23 protein-coding genes are annotated in these 20223 nt (G+C 59.6%); 11 read left to right on the top strand and 12 right to left on the bottom strand.

Annotation, left to right across the window (positions count from 1 at the left end; all coding sequences use genetic code 11):
- The first annotated feature begins 69 nt into the window (after positions 1-69).
- On the top strand, positions 70-534 hold the full coding sequence (locus M1D93_RS14900; protein WP_461175030.1) for an Lrp/AsnC family transcriptional regulator: 465 nt from the start codon (positions 70-72) through the stop codon (positions 532-534).
- Positions 535-639: 105 nt separating this feature from the next.
- Here M1D93_RS14900 and M1D93_RS14905 read toward each other — a convergent pair whose 3' ends face one another.
- The 3 genes from M1D93_RS14905 to M1D93_RS14915 all read right to left on the bottom strand — a co-directional run bounded on the left by M1D93_RS14905 (position 640) and on the right by M1D93_RS14915 (position 2731).
- Complete coding sequence (locus tag M1D93_RS14905; protein WP_461172250.1) at positions 640-843, bottom strand: hypothetical protein; 204 nt, start codon at positions 841-843, stop codon at positions 640-642.
- 183 nt (positions 844-1026) lie between these two features.
- The gene (locus tag M1D93_RS14910) at positions 1027-2256 is read right to left on the bottom strand and encodes a MinD/ParA family ATP-binding protein (RefSeq protein WP_461172251.1); all 1230 of its coding nucleotides are present in this window, start codon (positions 2254-2256) and stop codon (positions 1027-1029) included.
- 328 nt (positions 2257-2584) lie between these two features.
- Positions 2585-2731, bottom strand: a complete 147-nt coding sequence (locus tag M1D93_RS14915; protein WP_461172252.1) for a hypothetical protein — start codon at positions 2729-2731, stop codon at positions 2585-2587.
- 585 nt (positions 2732-3316) lie between these two features.
- Here M1D93_RS14915 and M1D93_RS14920 point away from each other — a divergent pair.
- Genes M1D93_RS14920 through M1D93_RS14930 form a run of 3 tightly spaced genes read left to right on the top strand, consistent with a single transcriptional unit; the run spans position 3317 to position 4592 of the window.
- A complete protein-coding gene (locus M1D93_RS14920; RefSeq protein ID WP_461172253.1) occupies positions 3317-3592 on the top strand; it encodes a LysM peptidoglycan-binding domain-containing protein in 276 nt (91 codons plus the stop codon).
- Positions 3593-3627: 35 nt separating this feature from the next.
- On the top strand, positions 3628-4284 hold the full coding sequence (locus M1D93_RS14925; RefSeq protein WP_461172254.1) for a hypothetical protein: 657 nt from the start codon (positions 3628-3630) through the stop codon (positions 4282-4284).
- Positions 4281-4592: a hypothetical protein gene (locus M1D93_RS14930; protein WP_461172255.1), complete on the top strand. Its 312-nt coding sequence runs from the start codon at positions 4281-4283 to the stop codon at positions 4590-4592. Before M1D93_RS14925 ends, M1D93_RS14930 begins: the two co-directional genes overlap by 4 nt.
- Positions 4593-5043: 451 nt before the next feature.
- Here M1D93_RS14930 and M1D93_RS14935 read toward each other — a convergent pair whose 3' ends face one another.
- Entirely contained in the window at positions 5044-6084 is a 1041-nt protein-coding gene (locus M1D93_RS14935) for an acyltransferase family protein (RefSeq protein ID WP_461175031.1), read from the bottom strand.
- Positions 6085-6188: 104 nt separating this feature from the next.
- On the opposite strand from M1D93_RS14935, the gene M1D93_RS14940 reads away from it, so the two are divergent.
- The gene (locus tag M1D93_RS14940) at positions 6189-7502 is read left to right on the top strand and encodes an O-antigen ligase family protein (protein WP_461172256.1); all 1314 of its coding nucleotides are present in this window, start codon (positions 6189-6191) and stop codon (positions 7500-7502) included.
- A 301-nt stretch (positions 7503-7803) separates the two neighbouring features.
- On the opposite strand, the gene M1D93_RS14945 is transcribed toward M1D93_RS14940, so the two are convergent.
- A complete protein-coding gene (locus M1D93_RS14945) occupies positions 7804-9957 on the bottom strand; it encodes an acyltransferase family protein (RefSeq protein ID WP_461172257.1) in 2154 nt (717 codons plus the stop codon).
- Between the two features lie 403 nt (positions 9958-10360).
- Complete coding sequence (locus M1D93_RS14950) at positions 10361-10585, bottom strand: hypothetical protein (protein WP_461172258.1); 225 nt, start codon at positions 10583-10585, stop codon at positions 10361-10363.
- Positions 10586-11031: 446 nt separating this feature from the next.
- Between M1D93_RS14950 and M1D93_RS14955 the strand changes: the two genes are divergently transcribed.
- Complete coding sequence (locus M1D93_RS14955) at positions 11032-11340, top strand: hypothetical protein (RefSeq protein WP_461172259.1); 309 nt, start codon at positions 11032-11034, stop codon at positions 11338-11340.
- Positions 11341-11342: 2 nt separating this feature from the next.
- On the opposite strand, the gene M1D93_RS14960 is transcribed toward M1D93_RS14955, so the two are convergent.
- Positions 11343-11576, bottom strand: coding sequence for a DUF3263 domain-containing protein (locus M1D93_RS14960; RefSeq protein ID WP_461172260.1), 234 nt, complete (start codon positions 11574-11576; stop codon positions 11343-11345).
- Between the two features lie 122 nt (positions 11577-11698).
- Between M1D93_RS14960 and M1D93_RS14965 the strand changes: the two genes are divergently transcribed.
- Positions 11699-12634, top strand: a complete 936-nt coding sequence (locus M1D93_RS14965; RefSeq protein ID WP_461172261.1) for a hypothetical protein — start codon at positions 11699-11701, stop codon at positions 12632-12634.
- 7 nt (positions 12635-12641) lie between these two features.
- On the opposite strand, the gene M1D93_RS14970 is transcribed toward M1D93_RS14965, so the two are convergent.
- From M1D93_RS14970 to M1D93_RS14985, 4 genes are all read right to left on the bottom strand, one after another.
- On the bottom strand, positions 12642-13229 hold the full coding sequence (locus M1D93_RS14970; protein ID WP_461172262.1) for a site-specific integrase: 588 nt from the start codon (positions 13227-13229) through the stop codon (positions 12642-12644).
- 272 nt (positions 13230-13501) lie between these two features.
- Entirely contained in the window at positions 13502-13723 is a 222-nt protein-coding gene (locus M1D93_RS14975; protein WP_461172263.1) for a hypothetical protein, read from the bottom strand.
- A complete protein-coding gene (locus tag M1D93_RS14980; RefSeq protein ID WP_461172264.1) occupies positions 13716-13958 on the bottom strand; it encodes a hypothetical protein in 243 nt (80 codons plus the stop codon). Before M1D93_RS14980 ends, M1D93_RS14975 begins: the two co-directional genes overlap by 8 nt.
- Positions 13955-14200, bottom strand: coding sequence for a hypothetical protein (locus tag M1D93_RS14985; RefSeq protein ID WP_461172265.1), 246 nt, complete (start codon positions 14198-14200; stop codon positions 13955-13957). The genes M1D93_RS14980 and M1D93_RS14985 overlap by 4 nt, the downstream gene beginning before the upstream one ends.
- A 10-nt stretch (positions 14201-14210) precedes the next feature.
- On the opposite strand from M1D93_RS14985, the gene M1D93_RS14990 reads away from it, so the two are divergent.
- Both M1D93_RS14990 and M1D93_RS14995 read left to right on the top strand, forming a co-directional pair.
- Entirely contained in the window at positions 14211-15626 is a 1416-nt protein-coding gene (locus M1D93_RS14990; protein ID WP_461172266.1) for a hypothetical protein, read from the top strand.
- A complete protein-coding gene (locus M1D93_RS14995; RefSeq protein WP_461172267.1) occupies positions 15623-15847 on the top strand; it encodes a hypothetical protein in 225 nt (74 codons plus the stop codon). Before M1D93_RS14990 ends, M1D93_RS14995 begins: the two co-directional genes overlap by 4 nt.
- A gap of 270 nt (positions 15848-16117) precedes the next feature.
- Here the strand turns inward: M1D93_RS14995 and M1D93_RS15000 are convergent, their stop codons facing one another.
- A complete protein-coding gene (locus M1D93_RS15000; RefSeq protein WP_461172268.1) occupies positions 16118-17542 on the bottom strand; it encodes a tyrosine-protein kinase domain-containing protein in 1425 nt (474 codons plus the stop codon).
- A gap of 291 nt (positions 17543-17833) precedes the next feature.
- Here M1D93_RS15000 and M1D93_RS15005 point away from each other — a divergent pair, with 291 nt between their 5' ends.
- Together M1D93_RS15005 and M1D93_RS15010 are read left to right on the top strand one after the other, a co-directional pair.
- A complete protein-coding gene (locus M1D93_RS15005; protein ID WP_461172269.1) occupies positions 17834-18697 on the top strand; it encodes a glycosyltransferase family 2 protein in 864 nt (287 codons plus the stop codon).
- A gap of 430 nt (positions 18698-19127) precedes the next feature.
- Positions 19128-19934: a hypothetical protein gene (locus M1D93_RS15010; protein WP_461172270.1), complete on the top strand. Its 807-nt coding sequence runs from the start codon at positions 19128-19130 to the stop codon at positions 19932-19934.
- Positions 19935-20223 lie beyond the last annotated feature (289 nt).

Here is a 20223-nt window from a genome sequence, read left to right on the forward strand (position 1 = left end):
GCGCAGTTCCCCTTACACTGGGAGACGAATTGTAAGTGTGAGCCGGATTACTGACAGGCCGTGGGCGAATTGGCAGCAAGGGACGCCGGGACGGAACACGTCCCGTTGGACGACATCGACCGCAGGATCATTTCGGAGCTGACCCGGGACGGCCGCATGTCCGTTACGCAGGTGGCCGAGAACGTCCACATCTCGCGGGCGCATGCGTACACCCGCATCGCGAGGCTTACCGGCGAGGGTGTGCTGTCCAAGTTCACGGCGCTCGTGGACCCGATCAAGGCCGGGCTCCGGTCGTCCGCCTACGTGACCCTGAAGCTGAGGCAGGACGCCTGGCGCGAACTGCGCGACCAGCTTGGCGCCATCCCCGAGGTACACCACGTTGCTCTGGTGGGCGGGGACTTCGACGTGATCCTCCTGGTCCGCGCGGTGGACAACATCGACCTGCGGCGGGTCATCTTTGACCAACTGCAGTCCATGCCTGGGGTACTTGATACGCAGACGTTCCTTGTGTTTGAGGATCTGGATACGCGGTAGTTGCTCTGTAGACGCATGGTTGTGTCCGGAGACGCAGGATCGTGCGACGGCTGGGTCCCCGCTTGGCCAGGGACTGCTCAATCCAAGTGGGTGCGACCGGAGGCCCTATGTGATGAGGTAGCTGTCCTCCTGCTGCTGGCCGGCACCGATTTTCGCGAACGGAACCGAGCCCGCTAGCATTCTCAGCCCGATGACCGGGAGCAGGATGAGTGCGCCCGTCACGGAAAGAGCCGTGAGGCCCGCCATCTCCAGGGTTTCCCGCTTTAGTGGACGGCGCCGGTGGCGCCCACTGTCTATGAGGTTCATCATGGGTCTTAGGGTAGGGTTCGACACCAGTAATCACCCCAGTAGCGACTACTTGTTTTTCGGCTGGCACCACTTGTGTGGTCTAAGCGGTCAGTCCAACTGAGCGAGCATGTTCCCCGGGCGAGGCAGTTTCGTGGCGTATTTCCGCGACAGTTAGGTTGCCGGAACCTCCTACTGTCGTCCCGCCTACCGGTACCCGTCTACTATGGCCGCGGCAATCTCCTTGTAGGCCCGCCGTGTCTCTGGTTTGAGCACGTCCAAGGTGACCAGGTCACCGTCCGCCACCCCACGGTCATGCGGCACGGCGATGAGCTCGCGGCAGATTCCAGAGAGGTGTTCCTCAATCGCGTCCTTATCCACCCGGGAGGACACCTCGTCCTTGTCCGTGATCACCACAATGGCGTTGCGGGCCAGGTCCTCGTATCCGTGGCTGGCCAGCCAGTGCAGTGTGCTCCGGGCACGCTTAGCGCCGCTGACTGCGTAGCCAGCGGCGATCACCAGGTTGTCCGCCGACTGCAGGATCCCGCTCATGGCGTTGTGGGTGACGCCGGTACCGCAGTCGGTGAGGGCCACGGAGTAGTAGGCGGCGATGAGCTTGCGGATTCGCAGATACTCCTCGGCCGTTAGCGAGTCCGAGACCTCCGGGTCTTGCTCTCCCGCGATGAGGTGCAGCCGGCCAGCATGGTGCATGTAGCGCGCCAGAGCGGTGAGCGAGTCGACGGACTCAATGTTCCGGAGGAGGTCTGTGATCGTGCGCGGGCTGGCCTGCTGATAAATGCCCTCCCCCAACGCGCGCTCCACGAGGTCGCCGGAGTCCGGGTTCGCGTCGATGGCGCAGGGCGCGTCACCACGGTACTCGGCCAAGGTCAGGCCAACGCCCACGGTGGTGGAGGTTTTGCCGATGCCGCCCTTGAGACTCAGCACGGCGGTGTTGTAGCTGCCTTGCAGCTGGCGGGAGATGCGGCGGCCCAGTTCTTCTTCCTGGCGCTGCTTGGCGCCCGGCCCCATATTCCAGGCGCCGCCGGTCATGTTGTAGATGACGCCGCGAAGGCCCCCCACCGGCCGCGGCTTTTGTTCCTTAACGAACAGGCCGGGTGAGCTGATGAAGTCAGGCATGGGCATGTCGGCGATCGTGTCGGCCACGGTCGGCCGGGTACGCCGAAAAGCGGGGGTTTCAGAAGGAGCGCCCGACGGCGGCTTCGAGGCTTCCGCTGCAGCGGCATCCGGACCGGAGGTGATGGGATCCGCCGCAACAGAGTGCACCGCGGCGGACGCCGGGGCACGGGTGGGAGCCGGGACGAGCGCAGGAGGCGTTACTGCGTCGGCTGCGGCAGCCGCCTCCGCCCAAGAGGTCCGGCGCGTCAGCGGGCTACCGGCGCCGGGCTGGCTTGCTGGGTTGGGTGTTACGGCTGGCATGGTTCCTGTCCGGACATCCGGCAGTTCACCGCCACCGCGACGGAAGTCACGGCGGCGGCGCGGCTGCGGCTGCCCTGCATCCTCTGCATTGGCGCGTGCGTTCTGATCCGCCAGATCGGGCATATGTGTCCCCCAGGACGTTTCGGAAAACTGTTCTGCTGCACTCGTTCAAACAGTAAGTCTATGGGGTTGGCGAGTACGCCGGGTCAGATGCGCGTCAGGGCGGCCGACACGACAGCTGCAGTGAGGACCAGGAGCACGGCCAGGAATGTGTAGCCCTGCCACTTGGGGCGGCCTTTGTACGGGTTAATGTCTACATATGGCATGGCTAGCGGCGGTCGCCTCGTGGGGCGGCGGGAGTGGTGACCCGGACGGCACGGCGCTTGAGCCGCAGCATCTGGTACAGGACAAAGAAGGGAACTAGCAAGGTGCCCAGCAGCGCGCAGAGCGCAAAGGCGAACTCGGATATAGCCACAACAGCCTCCATCGGTCACAGTGATCCCCATCAGCTATGACCCAACCACGTGACAAACGGAATGACAAGTCACGTCAACAGCAGGCTTGCGCCTGCAGAACTTACGCGCGCAGAGCCATCACCACCACGGCTGCCGTTGCCAAAGACAAACCGAACAGCAAGAAATAGGAAAGTAGCCTTATATTCCGCCGTCGGAGCTCGAGGCGGGAGTACCGAGAGTGGTATGTGCCTCCGTATCTACCCATGCGGCGATGCTACAAAACACATCCTCAAGGTTTGATCAAGTCACCATGATTGTTACGCAAAACGCTGCGGTCATCGCGGCACGGCAGGAGCATAAAAGGTACATTCCCAACTTTGGGACCATTCCCCGTGAGGGCAAAAAGGCCCTGACCCGTCAGGTGTCCCCCGGGCTGCGCAAGCTGTCATTCACCCACACGGTGGCGAGCTTGGACTATCAGCAATCCATTGAACCCATCGTGCCAACGCTTCACGGACATTGCCGCGCGCGGGGTCCGGGTTCGCTTCACCGGGGGCAGTGGCCCCTTTGAACAGCCTTGCTGGTGGCTTATCAAGGACTTGGGCGTGACCGTGACCCAGCGGGCCTTGGACAACACCGCTTCATTCACCACCATTTCCTGGTCCCTTGAAGAATGGGTGGATGTGACCACCAGCGCCATCAGGCCCCGCCCGGTGCCCAAGGTGCCCGTGGTGGTCCAGCCGGTGGCCGCGCCCGTGCGCACCCACCGCGTGGTGTCCGGTGACACCCTGGGGCATATCGCCCAGCGCTACCTTGGCAGTGGCCCGCGCTGGCCGGAAATCTTTGCCCTGAATACCGCCATCATCAAGAATCCGCACTGAATTTACCCGGGCCAGGTGTTTAGGATTCCCGGCCGATGGCGGCGACACTGGACGCTAACCGGCTCAAGTCCATCAGCATCACAGGCAAGACCCTGGAAGCGGACCTGGTGGAGTCCTGCACCAAGGCCAGCTTTGGTGCGTCCACCAGCCAGGTCACGGAAATGTCCCTGACGTTCCTGGACAGCATGGACTTGGAAACGTTCCGTTCCGGACTGCTGGAATCGGGCGCGTCCGTGAACTATGGCGGCTGGAACATGATCACCCGGGGCCTGTCCCTGAAATCCGGTTCCGCCGGCCCTGAGCTCACAGTGAAGTGCCCCAGCATCTTTGTGGAACGGCTGCGGGACCAAACGGGCGGCTACTCGTGGGCTGACCGTGACCGGCACGACTTCCGCGGCGTACCCATCCGTGTTGTCTCGTCCCCCGGCGATACCGGCGTCCTGCAACCCTCCACGCAGACAAGCTCTTCACCCGGCTGTCCGGGTACAACCAGATCAGCCGCCGATACGCAACGGGCAACCACGGCGACCCCTCGCACTACGACAGCGCCGACATCGTTACGACATTCAAGGCGTGGGCGGGTAACGCGTTCAGCGCCAAGTCCCCGCTGCTGGCCGACTGGGACGCTTCCAAGCTGGCACTGGCTGACGGTGCCACCATCGCATCCTGGGCACCCGCAGAGGGCAGCATGACCGCTCCCCTGACCGCCACGGCCGGGCAGGAAGCCAACTATGTCGCATCGTTTGAAGGTAAGCCTGTGGTCCGTCTTGGGCAGGGTGACATGTTCGACTCTGGCGCGTGGCCCCAAGTGCAAGGCGTCCCGCTCACAGTCGCGGGCGTCTTCAACACGTCCGGCGATGCACAGTTCTGGACCGGACGTTCCGGTGTCTACGCCAACTGCAACATCAGCCTCAACCCGACAGTGGGCAGCACCTACGTCCACATGGGCGCGGGCGGCACGAACGAAATCAACAGTCTCACCACCCGGCCCACCGGATGATCGTTGTAGGCGTTTATAACGGCACGTCCTCGCGGCTGTACTTTAACGCCCTGACCCCTGTCAACGGGACCACGGGGACGGTAGCCGCAGCAGCACTGCCCGGTATCAAGGTTGGCGCCCCGTCTACCGGGGCAACCACGGCGGCGCACCGTTCGACATTGCACGGCTCCGCATCATCAAGGGCGCAATGAGCGACGCCGGCGCCAAGGCCCTCATCAAGGAACTGGCGGCCAAGTACGCCGTGACGCTGGTCTAGGGAATGTACTTGCTGGCGTCATCGTCTGCAGCCTCATGCTCCGGAGAGCACCAAGACTTTCCGGGGCATGAGGCACCGCACCAGTGGCAGACGTTGCTGGGCGGTTCAACTGGCGTCTTCCACCGAATGGCTACGGACGCACGGACAGCTTCAAGAAGGTTCCCCATGCCGCAAGTATAGGGGCATGGGGAAGGGTCAGCGAGGTTCCTCATGAGCCGCGGATGTAGCACCTTGGCGCCTGCCGGCGAGGATTGCCAGCAGGCGCCCAGGAGCCCCTTCGTAGAGCCAGCCTTCGCAGCGCAACCGCCGAGCGGCCCACCGCAAACCGATGCAAACAAGAATTGTTACGCCAAACAGCACAGGTGGAACCCATATAGCTGCGCTGCTTGGTAGGCCGGACACTGAGGTGACAAACGCAAGGACTCCCAAGATTATGTAATGGGGAAGGTAGTAAACCAGCGTTTCTCTCCCCACCGCGGCGAGACGTTGCCAGTTTTGCAGCAGTACTCCAAGGCTAATCCCAGCGGCTAGTCCAAGTGCTCGCGTGAAAATGTTTATGCCCACACCGTCAATTGCTGGCATGAAGACCATGCAGGCTACCCAGCCGGCGATAACGGCAAAGGCAGTCCACGTATTTAGAATCGCAGCGAAACTACGCAAAAGCTCCTTGCCGTATATACCGGCAGTGAAGAAGATGAAGTTGCTGAGGGCGCCGTCCCAGCCCAAGTTCCCAGTGTGTAGCACCCCCGCGATTGTCAACGAACAAACTGCCGCAGCAGGAACCATAACCGCCCATGCGGGCACTCTTTCAAAGAGTGCGCGGCCAAGGATGAAAAAAAGCGCCAGCGCCCAGATAAACCAAAGCGAGTTCTGAGGGAGGACCGGCGTTGCAGCGGCTGTCATGAGCTCCCTGAAGTTAGATTTCCCCGGAGTGCTGACATTGGGGACGATCATGTACGAAAGCACCGTGAACACCTGCCACAACAAGAACAGCCAAACAAGCGTTGCAACCTTGGAACGCAGCAACTCCACTATCGGGCGACGCATCCACTTCACCGCAAGCATCCCCGCAATTGCGAAAAACAGCGGAAGCCGTATCGTCGCCAGTGCCCACGTAATATTCAGCCACACGTCTGACAGGTAGCCAGCCGAGTCAGCCCATTGAACCGCATGGTGCAGCATCACCAAAAAGATGGCGAGCCCTCGCGCGGCATTGATCCACGGTATTTGCCCCATTTTCACGCACTACCCCCCCAGGGTTTAGCGATTACCGGCACACCCAGACTACCCCTTACAACACCGAAGGATGACGTCCCTCCCTGGTGCCATAAACTGTCCGGATGGGGATACCTGAAACTTTACTGACAGTCGCGCTGTGTTTTCTTGGCTTGAGCGTTCTGTCGACCAGCGCCCTCGGGCGGGTTATTAGTTCTGTCCTCGTGGGTATCGCCGGTGGGCTCGTCGCCGTTCAGGTCTTTAGGGTGCACGTCTTCACCATCATGGTGATTGTGTGGATGCTTCAGCGCGGCGGCAGCTTCAACAGTAGAGGCTTCTCGCGAACACTCCTCATGGCTGTTCCTGTGGGCCTGATGGCCGTGACATCTGTGCTGGGCGACATGGTAAACAGCAAGACGCTGGTTTTTCAGCTGCTCGGCCTTGCCGCGACGGCAATGCTGATCATCACCTACTCGACGCAAGAAGACCGCCGTCACATGCTCGGCGGTTTACTTGCCGTCACGACCTTCAGTAGCGTTGTCGCCCTGCTGCAAGTCGTGGGTATCGTGCCTATCGAGACGTGGCACGCCAGCATCAGCTCCGTTGGCCGGCCGCTTGGAATATATCCGGAACCGGACTGGCTAGGCATGTATGCGGGCGTAGGCGTAATTCTCGCGTGGCGGCTTCCCCTGGGTAAGTGGGTTCGCATCGTGGCCGTAGCAGCCAACGCCGCGGCGCTGGTCCTCGCGTTCGCCCGCGCCGCCTGGATCGCCTTCGCCGTAGCCGTCCTAGTCGTGGCAATCCTTGGGCTGTTCGACCGCAAGCAGCCTAAGCCTCTGGAGCAGAAGCGCGGCCGTGTTGGCGCCGCCGTTCTCGTAAGTGCGGGAGCGGCTGCCGTCATGCTGTTCCTGCCGCAGCTCGTCATCGACCTCACCGAGCGGCTGAGCCGGACCCTGCAGGTCCAAGAGGACGACATCTCAGGTCAGGCGAGAGTCCGTCAGTTCAACTCTCTGATGCACTTGGCTGACATCGCTCCCTTCTACGGGCACGGACTCAGCGCCAGCGGCCGCGTGGGCGTGTGGGGACAGATAATAACGGGCATTGAGTCCGACAACAACGTGGCAAGCAACTGGCTCTTAGCCATGTGGGTAGACGGAAAATACCTGGCAGTCCCACTGATCCTGATGCTCGCGTTCACCGCCGCAAGGTACTGTCGGACAATTCCCGGGCAAGCACTCATAATGGTGCTCGTCAGCAGCCTGTTCTCGAACGCAACATTCTTCCCAGTCACCTGGATGCTGCTCGCTCTGTGCCTCGCCGAGACCGCCAAGAACAAACCGCACGACGTAACGATTCTTACCGACATGCGTGAGGGGCCCGCACATCAGAGGGCACCTCTAAGGCGTAAACAGGTAAGGGCCCTTCGGCCGCTAACGTAGGAGGGGCAGGCCCGGAACAAGGACCGCCTCAACGCCCGAATCGAGCTCCCAGGTGCTCTATAGATCCTCCCAGAAGAGCGCCTACTATTGCACCGCAAATCATGGATACTGGCCCACTCCAGCTCAAAGCGAAGAAGCCGAACAGGAAGCCCACCATGGCGCCGTTCCAAGGCGAAGGGATACCAGGCTTCTCAGATTCGTCTTTGTTCTCCATGTTCCCCAGACTCCAATGATACGGGGCCACTAAGACCGGCTGAGTACTCCCTGCTCAACGGCGAAGGGCACAACAACCTACCGGCAATTAGTCCAGGACCTGGGCTAATTGAGGGGCAAGAACAGGGCCGAGCGATGACGAGTACGCACCCGTCAAGTGGCTACCGTCGATCCTCACCGGTACATTGCCCACGAATGCCGGGCACTTCTCCTGTACGCAGAACCAACTCGCGGTAGGTATGTAAACGGCTTTACGTGTGCTCGATGCTGCCGCAAGCATGGCATCATGGCTGGCCTGTTCGATCATCTTGCCGAACCCATTGACCTCACTGATGCAGTCCTGCGGGGTACTTGTTCGGGTCGCGCACTCAGTTAGATCCTTTCCACCTTTAGGTCCTTGGATGTATGCGATGGAACTTGTCGGGGGAAGCGTGGCCACGAAGCGTGTGCCGGCGTCCTTCCACTCGCGGGTCTGCTCCTCCGGAGTCTTCCCGTCCGTCTCTAGGCTGTCCTCGTATGCCTGCGAGACCAAGATCAGTGCAGGCTTGATTTCGTTCACCTTTTGGGCCGCCCACGATCTGTGTCCTGAGCAATTAGCGGCCGCGGCCGGCGCCTTCAGTGTCACGTCGAAGGCTGGGCAACCACTAAAGGTGAGCATCTGAATACGAAATCCGGATCCTTCCATTGCGCTGCGGATAGCTGGCATCCAACTCGCTGCAATGCTGTCACCGATGACCACGGCGGTCTTCCCTGCATTGGGCTGCCCGTAGGCACACCTGCTGAGGTTCTCGTCCGATACCGACAGGCAATTGTCCTGTGCAATTTCCGGCGCCCAAGTATCGAACCCCAGCTCGTCGAGTGACGGCTGCAGCTCCGGCCATGCGGTCGTTTGAAGAGCAGCCGCAATCTTCACTTGCAGCTTCTGCTCTGGCGTGGATTCTTCGGTACTTTGCGCTGGCCCAATGGTGACCTCAGGAATTGGAGCGCTCTGAGCGGGGCCGGGGTTGTCCTTTATCATCGCAAGCCCTGTCAGGCCTAGGGAAGCAACCGCCAGAAGCGCAAGGCCCATCATCTTCGTGCCTTGGGTCATACTGACCGGTTCCCACCGCTTACGCACAGCTCGTGGCTCCAGCCATGCAGACTTTCGGATGGGGTCTTCTAAGAAGTGATATGAGGCGACCGAGAGCATGATGATCAACCCCACGCTTACCGCGTACTCAACGATACCCAGGGAAGGAAGAACGGCTTCACCGAGGATGATGACAGGAAAGTGCCAAAGATAGAGGGAGTAGGAGATATCGCCAACGTAACGAATGGCCCTGTTGGTGAGGGGACCCATGAACTCCTGGCCGCCAACTCCACCCAGGATGACCAGAGCTGTAGAAAGCACAGGCAGCAGCGCGCCGGGAACAGGGAAAGGCGTGTGGGTGTCAACAACGAAGAATGACGCCACGATCCCCAGCATGCCAACCCATTGCAAGAGCGGGCGCAAATGAGCCGGGATTCGACCGAATACCGGTATGAGGACAGCAACTAGCGCTCCCAGGCCCAACTCCCAGGTCCGAGAGAAGGTTGAGAAATAGGCAATGGTCGGCGCGTTGATCGTCTCCCAGTACGCGAACGTCAGGGATAACACGATGACAGCAAGGACGCCTAGTCCTAGAGCACGTCGGGCGACGATGGGGTTCCACTTCATCCGAATCGCCAGCGTCCCAAGGGTAAGGACCAGTACCGCAGGCCATACAAAGTAGAACTGCTCTTCAACAGACAGGGACCAATAGTGCTGCAGCGGTGATGTTGGACCATCAGCCTGCAGATAATCAGTGCCTGTGGCGGCGAAGCGCCAGTTAGCGCCGAAAAGGGAAGCCCAGACGCCGTCCCAGAGTACGGAACGAGCTCGTTCCCCTATGAAGATGAACCAGGACGCAGCCACAGTCAGCACCAGGACCAGACTTGCAGCTGGAAGGATGCGTCTTGCGCGGTGCCGGTAGAAGTCGATGAAAGAGATGCGCCCACTCTTGCTGTGCTCACGCAGCAAGGATGCGGTGATGACGAAACCAGAAATTACGAAGAAGACGTCTACGCCAACGAAACCGCCGGAAGGAAAACCGAACATGTGGTCGAGAATCACCGCGACAACGGCGACAGCGCGGAGGCCTTGAATATCTGGCCTAAAAGAACTAATTTTCTTCGGCTGAGCCGCGGGCGTGGTACGCGCAGGAGCGAGCGATGATATCGCCATGTTTCCCCCAATAGAGATCTAAGTTATCGGAGGCAAGTCTACGGCTCAGCAGGACCAGGCAAGCGCCTCATGTCGCCGGCCCCTTCATCTTCCACGAACTCTCCTGCCTTGACTCTTTCAGCCGTCATCTCGTATGCCTGCTGGATGTAGTCCTCGACGTCTGTAGTTGCCACCCTTCAGAGACCGCGGCCGCGGACTTGGGTTACCTGCGCCGTTCGGGGCTTCTTCGTAGGAGGGAGCTTCAACTTCGATAGTCTGGAGTTCTCTGGAACGGATTAGCCAATAAGCTTCACCGCTCAACAACAGCGCCCGACCGTCCAGATCAAAGTGCTTCTCCATGCCCCATGCGTAGGGGGCAGATAGGCTTTCGCAGTTCTACAACTTCGCGGTGACTTTCCGCTAACTACATGATTTTCATGTCCAGATCGTCTTCGGCATGTTCGTAGGTGCAGTACACCTTGCCGCCCTGGCGATAGCCAGCATAAGGCGCCACGATCACCTCGCATCGTGGGGCCAGGCTCTCAACCGCGCCATACTCGCACTGTGCGGACTCGCTATCGGGAACGCTTTTCGGTAAGCGGTAGAGCCAGTCTGCAAGTCGCTGAATGAAGGGACGGGAGTTGATCATTCCGAGAACCTAGGTCACGTATCTCAAGCAACTATCCTGCTTTTACTCAAGAAATTATCAAGATTGTAAGCCGTTGACGTCGAACTGCAGGACTTGCAGCGGCCTGCGCGAACACATGGCATCAGCAACCTACGAGGAATGGGTGTCGGTGGACCGCAGCCAGGCACGTCATGCGCAAAGGGCCCCAACTAAGCCTTCCACTAGAACCAGGAGCAGCCAATCTTCGACGGCGGATAAGGCCGGTAAAGTTCCCTGTCCGGATTTCGGCATCACAGCCCCAGCAGGATATTGTGGGCGCTTGTCCCCGCTATCCCCCAATAAGCGGAGGGCTCTTTAGAACCCCCACGCGTAACCTCCCCCGGCTCGCGTGGGGGTTCTTTTTCTTTCCATCTCAGGATCGCCCGTCCACTTCGGTGGGCGGGCGCTTTCGGTGGTTAAGTGGGCTCGTGGGAATCTTCGACAAGCCAACCAAGTTCACGCTCGATGGCATGGAGTACGAGCACGCCGACCCGCAACCGGAAGTGAACATCACAGACGTCACGAGGTTCGAGCATCGCACCGAGCCGTACGTCATCGCCCAAGTTCCCTTGGCTGGCGGGGGAACAGTCGAGGTCCACGGCTACGCCACCTTCTACAGCCAGGACTGGGTGGACATCGTGTGGACGGACGACAATTCCAATCACATGGGATGCTGGGTTCCGGCAGCCGACGTCGGCCGGCCAGCGGAGGGCGAATGGCGCGGGCGGTACGTCTAGTTTTAGGCCAAGCTCCGCTGCAGCCGCACCTGGGGCCGCCGGCGCTGGTTCAGCCGCCGAACCGCCTCGGGCCGGTACGCGACCGCGTCCTCGGTCTGGATCAGCATGTTTATGTCCTGCCAGAATCGGGTGGGCGTGAGCCCAAAGCGTTCCTTCGCTATGACGTCCACGGATCCTGTGTACTTGTACGTTTGGGCGGCGACGTCGATCATCGCCTTTTGAGTGTCTGTGAGCATAACCCCGAGAGCCTACGGGCGAGGTAGGACAGCCTGGGCCCCGGCCGCTATGACAGGGGTCCCGCGCCTGCCACTGATATGCTCCGCTGTGCGTGCATCTCGGGACAGCGAAGGAATGAATTGTGCAGATCGTCGGAGAGCTTGTGGTCAAGTTCGGATTTCTCGCAGACCGCGGACACGCGCGAAACACGGAGCTCGATCGAGTTACCCTCGATCAGTTACGAGATGGAATCGAGTCCTTTTACCAACGTCTCCCAGAGCTCACGACCGACAGGGAAATCCGAGACGGTATCTACCAAGTGTTGTTCCCGAACGGCAGTGGCGTCTGGACTTTTCCGAAGGCAACCCTCGCCGTCGAGGAAGGCCAAGATTTCTTCAGGGCTCGCCCGATCGAGAGCGTAGATGACGTGCGCACGACGGCGGACGTCCGCGAACCACATCCGGAGCTGGTGCGGAAGACTGGCCGTGTCAACACCGTCAGTGAGCCCATCCTATACACATCACTGGGCAACCCGACCACAGCCCTTCGGGAATGCCGTTTTGAAGATGGCACCGTTTTCGCCATGAGCCGATTCGTTGCCAGGAATTCCTTTCAATCGACCGTCGTAGGGCCTGACCCTGACTTCCCCGACATGAGCGTCGATGAGAAAGCTAAGCGGCAGCTCATCCAGGGTTGGCTCCGTAGCGCGTTCAGCGCTGCGAAGGACGACGCCTTGGAACCCGACCCTTACCGTTTGTCCCGAGCCCTTGCACTTGAGTTCTGGGACCTCCCGGAGCAGGGATATACAGGGTGGGCATTCCCTTCGGTCGCCGACCCGTCCGGGAATGGATGGAACGTCTCTTTCAGGCCCAAGGTAGGAAGCAAAATGCTGCGCTACAAACAGACCCACGTTTACCGGTTGCTCAGCTTGGACGAAGAAAGCACAACACCGGACGTGGAACTGCTTGCCGCCTTCGAAGCTGCCCCTCTGGATCGGCTAAGACGGGTGCCAACAGGGCGCCTAGAAAACGTGATCCCGTTCTGGCCATCGTCCGTAGGGCTCGGCGCAGGAGCCTGACGTCGCGTCACGCCTCCAGCGCCCGTTCTGCCATCTCGGCGGCGCGGAACTGCGCGTCGGGTACGAGGTGGGAGTACCTGTCCACGGTGGTCTGGATGGACTCGTGGCCCAGGCGCCGTGAGAGTTCGAAGGGGCTCATTCCGGCGCCGAGCATCAACGAGGCGTGAGTATGCCGCATGTCGTGAATGCGTGGCCGCTCTCCGGACTTCCCGTAGCCGAGCGAGGTCAGGGCGTCCTCCCAGAACTCGTAGAAAGTGGAGTGCCGGATCGGGCCGCCGTAGGTCGTCGTGAAGACCAAACCTTCCGGGCCCGCGGCTTCCACCCATGGCCCGACAGCGGCGACGAGCGACGGCGACAAGCTGACGGTGCGGCGGGACTTCTTGGTCTTGGGCGGGCCGATGTAGAACCGGTCGTTCTTGTCGCGCTTCCATGCTTTCTCGATGCGAACGGTTGGCTGCTGGACGTCCAGCTGGAAGTCACCGAAGAGTGCGGTCGCTTCACCGAAGCGCGCACCGGTGCCGCGGAGGAATGCCATGAGCGGCTGGTACCGGGGCGGGTGCACCTGGACGATGGCCAGTGATTCGGCGGCCGTCATGAAGTGCATCTTCTCGCGGGGATTCGTCGCGGGGCAGCTGGACCCCTTTGCAAGGGTTGTCGCCGCGGAGCCGCAGCCGCACGGCCGTCTCCATCGATGCCGACAGCAGGCCAGGTCTTGCCCTGCATCTCCTTTACCCACAGAACGACGTCTTCATGCTCGACGGCGGCGACGGGCAGCTTGCCGAGCCTGCCGCCGAATTGGTTCTTGATGGCGTTGGTTTACCGCTTGATCTGATCTTCTCCGGCACGTGTGAGCATCTCTCCGGCGGGTCATGTTCTCGGCCACGGTGGGGCCGCCCACGACGACCTTTCGAGGATCCGCTCGACGGCGTTCAGCGAGTTGCCGTTGGCCTCAACCAGGCGTCTGAAGCGCTCGGCTTCAGTCCTGCTCGTCAGGTTGTAGCTGGTGCGCTTCCCGGTGTCAGAGTCGCGCCACCGCACCGCGTATGCGACGCTGCCGTCAGCCTTCGCACGTTCCCTGATACTAGCCACGGCGGGCCTCCACAGCGGTCGTGATGTAGTCGAGGCGGAGGACATGGCAGGACGGCGCGGTTGCCCCTGCCTGCTGGCAGGCGTGGGCCCAGCAGCGCAGAAGCCAGTCGGTTGGCCATCCGTTCGCTCCCTCCCTTATGCGCAGGCCCTCGTTCGCCATCCGGTCGAAGACTTGCCGGGCGCCGTCGGCAAGGTGCTCGCGCACCTTTGGGTAGTTCTCCCTCGTCCAGCTCATGCACTCTCCCCCATTGCGGCGTGTGCCTTCGCCCATTCCCTTGGCGTCGCGCTGTGGGCATGTTTCTCCGGGCTGCAGGTCGAGGTAGCCATGCGCCGGCAGCCGCCGTGGTGGTCGAACGAGCAGTCGTCCGGATCAGTGAGGTCAACGATCAATTTCGCAGCCGCGGCCAGCATGTGCTGGGGAGTCGCTTCGATGGCGGCGCGGGCGACGTGTTCGTAGGGCAGCTCGACTGCTGTCACGGGAGCATCCGTGCTCGGGGTGAACGGTGCCTCTGCTGTCACGCCGGCCGCATCGACGGGCAGCGAGATGGCTGACTCATTCGCAGCCGCCCGCGTGGATCGACTCGAAGTGGCCAAACTCGCCCAATCACAGGCCATCGCATTGAAGGCGAAGGCCGACGGGGCACCGATGGCACCATCAACAACGGTGGCTACGGCGAACGGACAGCGGGCAGTGTTCTACCTGCCTACCACCCTGAACCGGGCAGTGCCCGTGCCCCTGGTGATTCACTTCCACGGTGCCGACACGAATGCCACCACCGAAGTGCAGTGGAAGCCAATGTGGGAAGCGGCCCAAGCCGCCGGGTTCGCCGTTGCCACCTGCGACTTCCACGGGAACGCATACGGGTCCCCTGCCGTCATGGCAGACGCACGCGCTGTCCTCGACGAGGTCTTGAAAATTGCCCCGATTAATGGCTTGCTGCTGTCCGGCGAATCGATGGGCGGCATCGCCGCGCTCAATGTGCTCACGCGCAAAGCACTCCCTAACGTCCTTGGCGTGTTCTTGTCGCAGCCAATCGTGAGCCTGAAGCACAGGTACGATAACGGCCACGGCCCCGACATTCGAGCGTCGTACGGTATCACCCCGGATGGCTCGGACTACGTGACGAAGACTGCTGGTCATGACCCCGACTTTGAACCTGGCAGCCGATTCGGCGGAGTCCCCCTTTACATCACCTCGAGCACGACTGACTCTGCAGCTTTGAAGGCCCCCTTCATCGACAGCCTGATGGAACGCGTGCAGAGCTATTCCCCGGTTACATTCGTTCCCGCATCTGGTGGGCACGGGGATCCTTCACACTTCATCCCCGGGAACTATGTCGCCTTCTTGCGTGAGTGTGCCGCCGGATTGGTTCCACCAGCGGCGTCATCACCGAGCAAGACGGATTCGGCTGCCGTTCTCGCGCCGCCCAAGTACGACTTCGCCTCTGACGCCGCGCTCGTTTGTGACTTTGACGCGTCCACGCTTGCGCTGCCTAACGGTGCTGCTGTCGGCTCTTGGGCACCTGCTCGTGGATCGGAGAAATCTCCATTCGCTCAATTAGTCGCCGCTTATCAGCCCAGTTACACAGCTAGGGAGAGTGGCATCAACAACAAGCCGTCCGTGACGTTCGGTGCAGACGACTTCTTGGACACAGGCCCCTGGTCCACAGCCGTGCCAACGCCGGACACGGTTATCACAGTTGCGCAAGTTGACACCGCACAAGCACCAAATCCCTTCTGGACTGGACGTAATGGCGTTTACATGTACGGCGCCACTACCGTCTCGGGCATCGAGATCCAGACGGCGTCCAATGGGACAGCCAGGGTGGCAAAGGATTCCCCCGGTTCGCACTGGCGCGTAACTATCGCCGTATACGACGAATTGGCACGCGTCTCTATGTGAACTCCAAGGCGCCTTCCACCGGAACAACCGGCACGACGAATGAAGGAGCCAATGCGAAGATTCCCGGGTTCAAGCAAAACGCCTATAGCGGCGGCACTACCGGCCTGGGCAATACGCCACGCTATACGCGGCTCGCCGCCCTCAGCCGGGCTATCAGCAATGCCGAGGCGGCCGATGTGCTTGAAAGCATCTCATCGATGTACGGGATCGAACTGGTTTAGCCAGTCAAGATGAGCCGGACCGGGAATTTACGTCAGTTGCACGAACCACCCACGTGCCCTTCCTCGTCCCGTCCGATAGCCGTTTACAGGGTGTCGGAAACATCGATGCAAACTGTGCGAATGGCAGTATGGATTTCGCAATGTTTGAAGGACGGAAGTAGGAAATCCAGTCCACCGTGGCAACTGAGGTCACGGCAGGAGCCAACCACAACAGCTCGTCCGATCGTACCAAGAGCCGGTCGTTTACTTCCTGGCCGACTTTTTCGAATCCTAACTGTCTAGCTTCGACGGGAAAACAGCGGCCGGGCGCGAAACGCCGCCAGATTCATACAGCTCAAATGATGCGTCGGGTCGTGAACTTGCGTTTCTTGGTTTTCTCGTCTTAGCCAGCTCGTCATCCGAATAGTAACCGTAGGCATAAGCGTCTGGACCCTTAGCGGGGAGTCTGTTGAGCACGATACCGAGGAGATTGGAACCAACCAGCTCCAACGAAGCAAGTGATTTCTGGAGATCCTGATACTTCAGCTTTTGCACTCCCACAACAAGGACTATTCCGCCCACATGTTGCGCCAAGACTGCGGCGTCGGTAACCGGCAATAGAGGGGGAGCATCAATGATCACGTGATCGAACACCTGCTCTAAGCGATCAATCAAGACCCGCATGTTCTCGGAGCCCAAAAGCTCACTAGGATTTGGGGGTATCTCTCCTGAAGCCAAAACCCACAGGTCATCTTCGCCCCACCGCTGCATCAAGTCGTTGACGTCAGCTGTACCTACCAGAGCTGTCGTTAGTCCTGCGTTACGGTCTAGACCAAGATAGTCACTGACCATCGGCCGCCGAAGATCAGCGTCCACGAGGCAAACAGCTTGACCTGCCTGCGCGAGGGCGATAGCAAGATTAGTGGCAGTAGTACTCTTCCCTTCACCAGGTAAAGACGAAGTGATAAGTACGCTCTTTGCGTTCCCGGCGACATTGGCGAATTTGAGGTTCGTACGAAGTTGCCTGAAGGATTCAGCACGAGGACTTTGCTGCTGGGACTGAGTCAGCAGAGGCTTCTTGGTAGCATCTTGGTCAAACTGAATACCTCCGAGCAGGGGCGAATCGGTGATCGTGCGGAGATCCGCTTCCCCTCTAATCCGCTTGTCCAATGAAGCTCGTACTATCATGGCGGCCAACCCTAGTGCTAGGCCTACAACAAACCCGACTAAGACGTTGAGTCTCGTGTTCGGCGCCGACGGCGATGGTGGTGCCGTGGCCGGCTTTATAACCGAAAGTTTCACCGGTGACGATCCACCTGTTTGAGGCTTTTCAAGGGAGTCCACAGCGGATATCGTGCTTGAAGCCACCGCGCGAGCGATGGCGGCCGCCTGTACAGCGGACGTATCGCGCGCCGAGATATCGATGAGTACGGTTTCCAAATCAGAGGTTGCTTCGACCCGGCCCGCCAGTTCGGCCGCAGTGGTCTGCAGACCGAGCGTGTCGATAACCGGCTGAAGAACTACAGGGGAGTGAATGATTTCCACGTATGACTGCACACGGGCCTGACTGAAAGTATTGCCCTGCTGTAGTTCTTGAATAGTTCCGGAATTCTGAATTGCAACAAAGAGCTGCGTCTCCGCTGTATACGTGGGCTTTGTTAGCAAAGTAACACCCGCTCCTAGTAAAAGTCCCAGCAGAGCCGACGCGACCACCATGGGCCAACTACGTCTGAGCATTCGCAGGTAGTCGCTTAGTTCCAAACCAGATTCCCCTTTAGTCGGTCGATGGCACTAGCCAGGTAGCAAGAGTCGACACACGCCATTCTACGGTAGCAACAACTTTCGCCCTCACGCCGCTGAACCGTTACGGCGGCAGAACCCTCACGTCCATGTGGACCAAAGCCTTGCGATAATGTTGAGGTCTCTACGCGAACTCGTCGCTGTCGCTGTGTTTCGGGGGGATTCCAGTTCTGGGGCGCGGCCCCTTCAAAGACATGAGGAGCTGTCATGCGCTCAACAAGAGCCACCGCAGGCATAGTGACTTTCAACCCAGATATACCCCGGCTGCGTGAGAATTTACAGTCGGTGCTCGCACAAGTGGAAAAAGCGGTAGTCGTCGACAACGGCTCGTCCAATATAGAACTAGTTGAGTTGCTCCTCGCCGACTTTCCTCAGGTTACGCTCAAGGCAAATGCGTCGAACCTAGGCATCGCCCGCGCCCTCAACCAAATCATGGAATGGGCGTCGAAGTCCGCGCAGTGGGTCATCCTCCTTGATCAAGACACGGTCGCCTCCGGGGACTTGGTCGAATTGCTTGAAGCGCACACGGGAGACAAGGTCGCTGTTGTGGCTCCAACTGTTGTCGATCGTTCTCAAGAGAACATTTCCCCCAGCGACGCTGGCGTCTCCATCGTTGATTACTGCATTACGTCTGGAGCCCTATACAACGTGGGTGCATGGCGGGCGGTCGGGGGATATGACGAAGCGATGTTTATAGATTTTGTGGACTTTGACTATTGCTTGCGGGCAGGCGTCCAGGGCTACCAGATCCTCCGAGAGTCGAAAGCGGTGATATTGCACGAAATCGGGCGAATTACGCGACACGGTCGGCTCATCGCGTACCATCATTCCTCTTTTCGGAGCTATCACATGGCTCGGGACATGATCTACTACTCAAAAAAGCACCGCAATTCACCAGTACAACTCAGAGTCCAAAAACGGGGAGTCCTTTTCACCTATCTTGTCCTCTGCCGTAAAGTTCTGATCGTCGCGCTATTTGAAGAGGACCGAATTCAGCGCATCGCAGCACTGATTCGTGGCATCGCTTCCGGAACGTTCCGGAAGCCCAGCGCTCGGAATTCACATCATTAGGGCGGTCCCGAAGCTGCGTATCGGCCGCGCGCAGCTTCGCGCACCGGTCCTCTCTCTGGCCTCCCAAGCCTCTGGTTTGCTCCAGCTGGGAGTCCTTCTTTGGCGGTATGGTCCGACAAATGCAACCGATGCATATTTTTACCTATTCAACCTAGGCAATCTGCCAATACAGATCCTCATTGTCGGAGTTTTATATCCGATGCTTTTGAACGAGGATCGTATCACTAGCAGAGGGGCAAAACGTTTCGGCCTATGGGTCCCCATCGCTACATCCGTAGCGATTGGAGCGGGCTGTATATGGTTGTCAATACAGGGACGCTCCTCTGTTGATGTGTTGCCCATCTACCTTCTGGCGGCCAGTAACGCAGTTGTCCAGGCTCGCTTGTGGTTCCTAGCGGTCGCTGCCGAAGCCGAAGGCAACCCTGCCTGGATGGCTGCAGTCGCCCTCCCCGCCAATGCATTGGCAACGCTCATCATGTTATTGCCGTGGTCCGATTCCGCTGCGACCGTGACGGCCATGCTGGCGAGCCTGCTGGCAGCAAATTTGGCCTATTTGGTACTGATGATATGGCAAAAGGCTGGGCGGAATGTGCTTAATGGGCTGCCCACCCTGCCGGTTCGCAGGCATTCAGCGCACTGGTGGTTCCTCACAAAGTCGTTTGTGGGGTACGGGGGTCTTATGGTCGTGCAATCTCTGGCTCTTGTTCTACCCCCCTCAACCCTTACGCTACTGACGCTGCCCATGAAAATCGTTGGCTCAGTGGCGGCGACGTTTGTCAACGCCGTCATGCCGTTGCTTGTGCACCAAGGCACTGAATCCCCGTCCGCTGCACGCCGGTTCCTCAGACTGCTTGTCGTACTCCTGGGTAGCGTGGGTCTTGTGGGCGTCCTGGGTATAAACCTCACCTTGCCGGCCTACCTGATTCAAGCAGTTGTAGTGGCACTGTGGCTTATTGCTTCGGCCTCCGCGTCCGTAGCACAACGCTTGATGTTTCGATTCCTTCCGCCCAGTTCCTCAAGGATCACGCTTATAGTGGTCCCACTCATAGTTGTAGCTGTGGCTTTATCGACTTCTTCTCAACAATTCGGCCTAATCGCGCTTCTTTGCGCCTATGCCATGGTCGATGCAGCGACAAGCTTCCTGATTCTTATAGCTTTGCGAGACAAACTTATGGCCGCCACGAGCGGCTTCGTTTCCGCCGCTCTCCTGCTGATTTGGATAACAAGCTTAACCTGACCACTGAAGTAAGAGGCAGGAACTCCCCTTGTTATATTCTCGGCTCAAGCAGTTTTCCCACGCGCGCAACGTAGCTTTTTAGGCTAAAAGTGCGGGCCCAGAATTGCCGAATGTCTTCCTGCTTAGATTGGGACGCATCAGCCAACTGTTGAAGCTGGGGAAGTATCGCGCGACTTGTGTCGCATAGGACTACAGCAGGGCCAATAACGTACTCTTCCATTCCCTTGCTTGGTGTGACGCTTACAGGAATCCCGCTCTCGAGCGCACCCACCAGAACCATGTGCCCAGC

This window comes from Arthrobacter sp. Z1-9 (genome assembly GCF_054792695.1).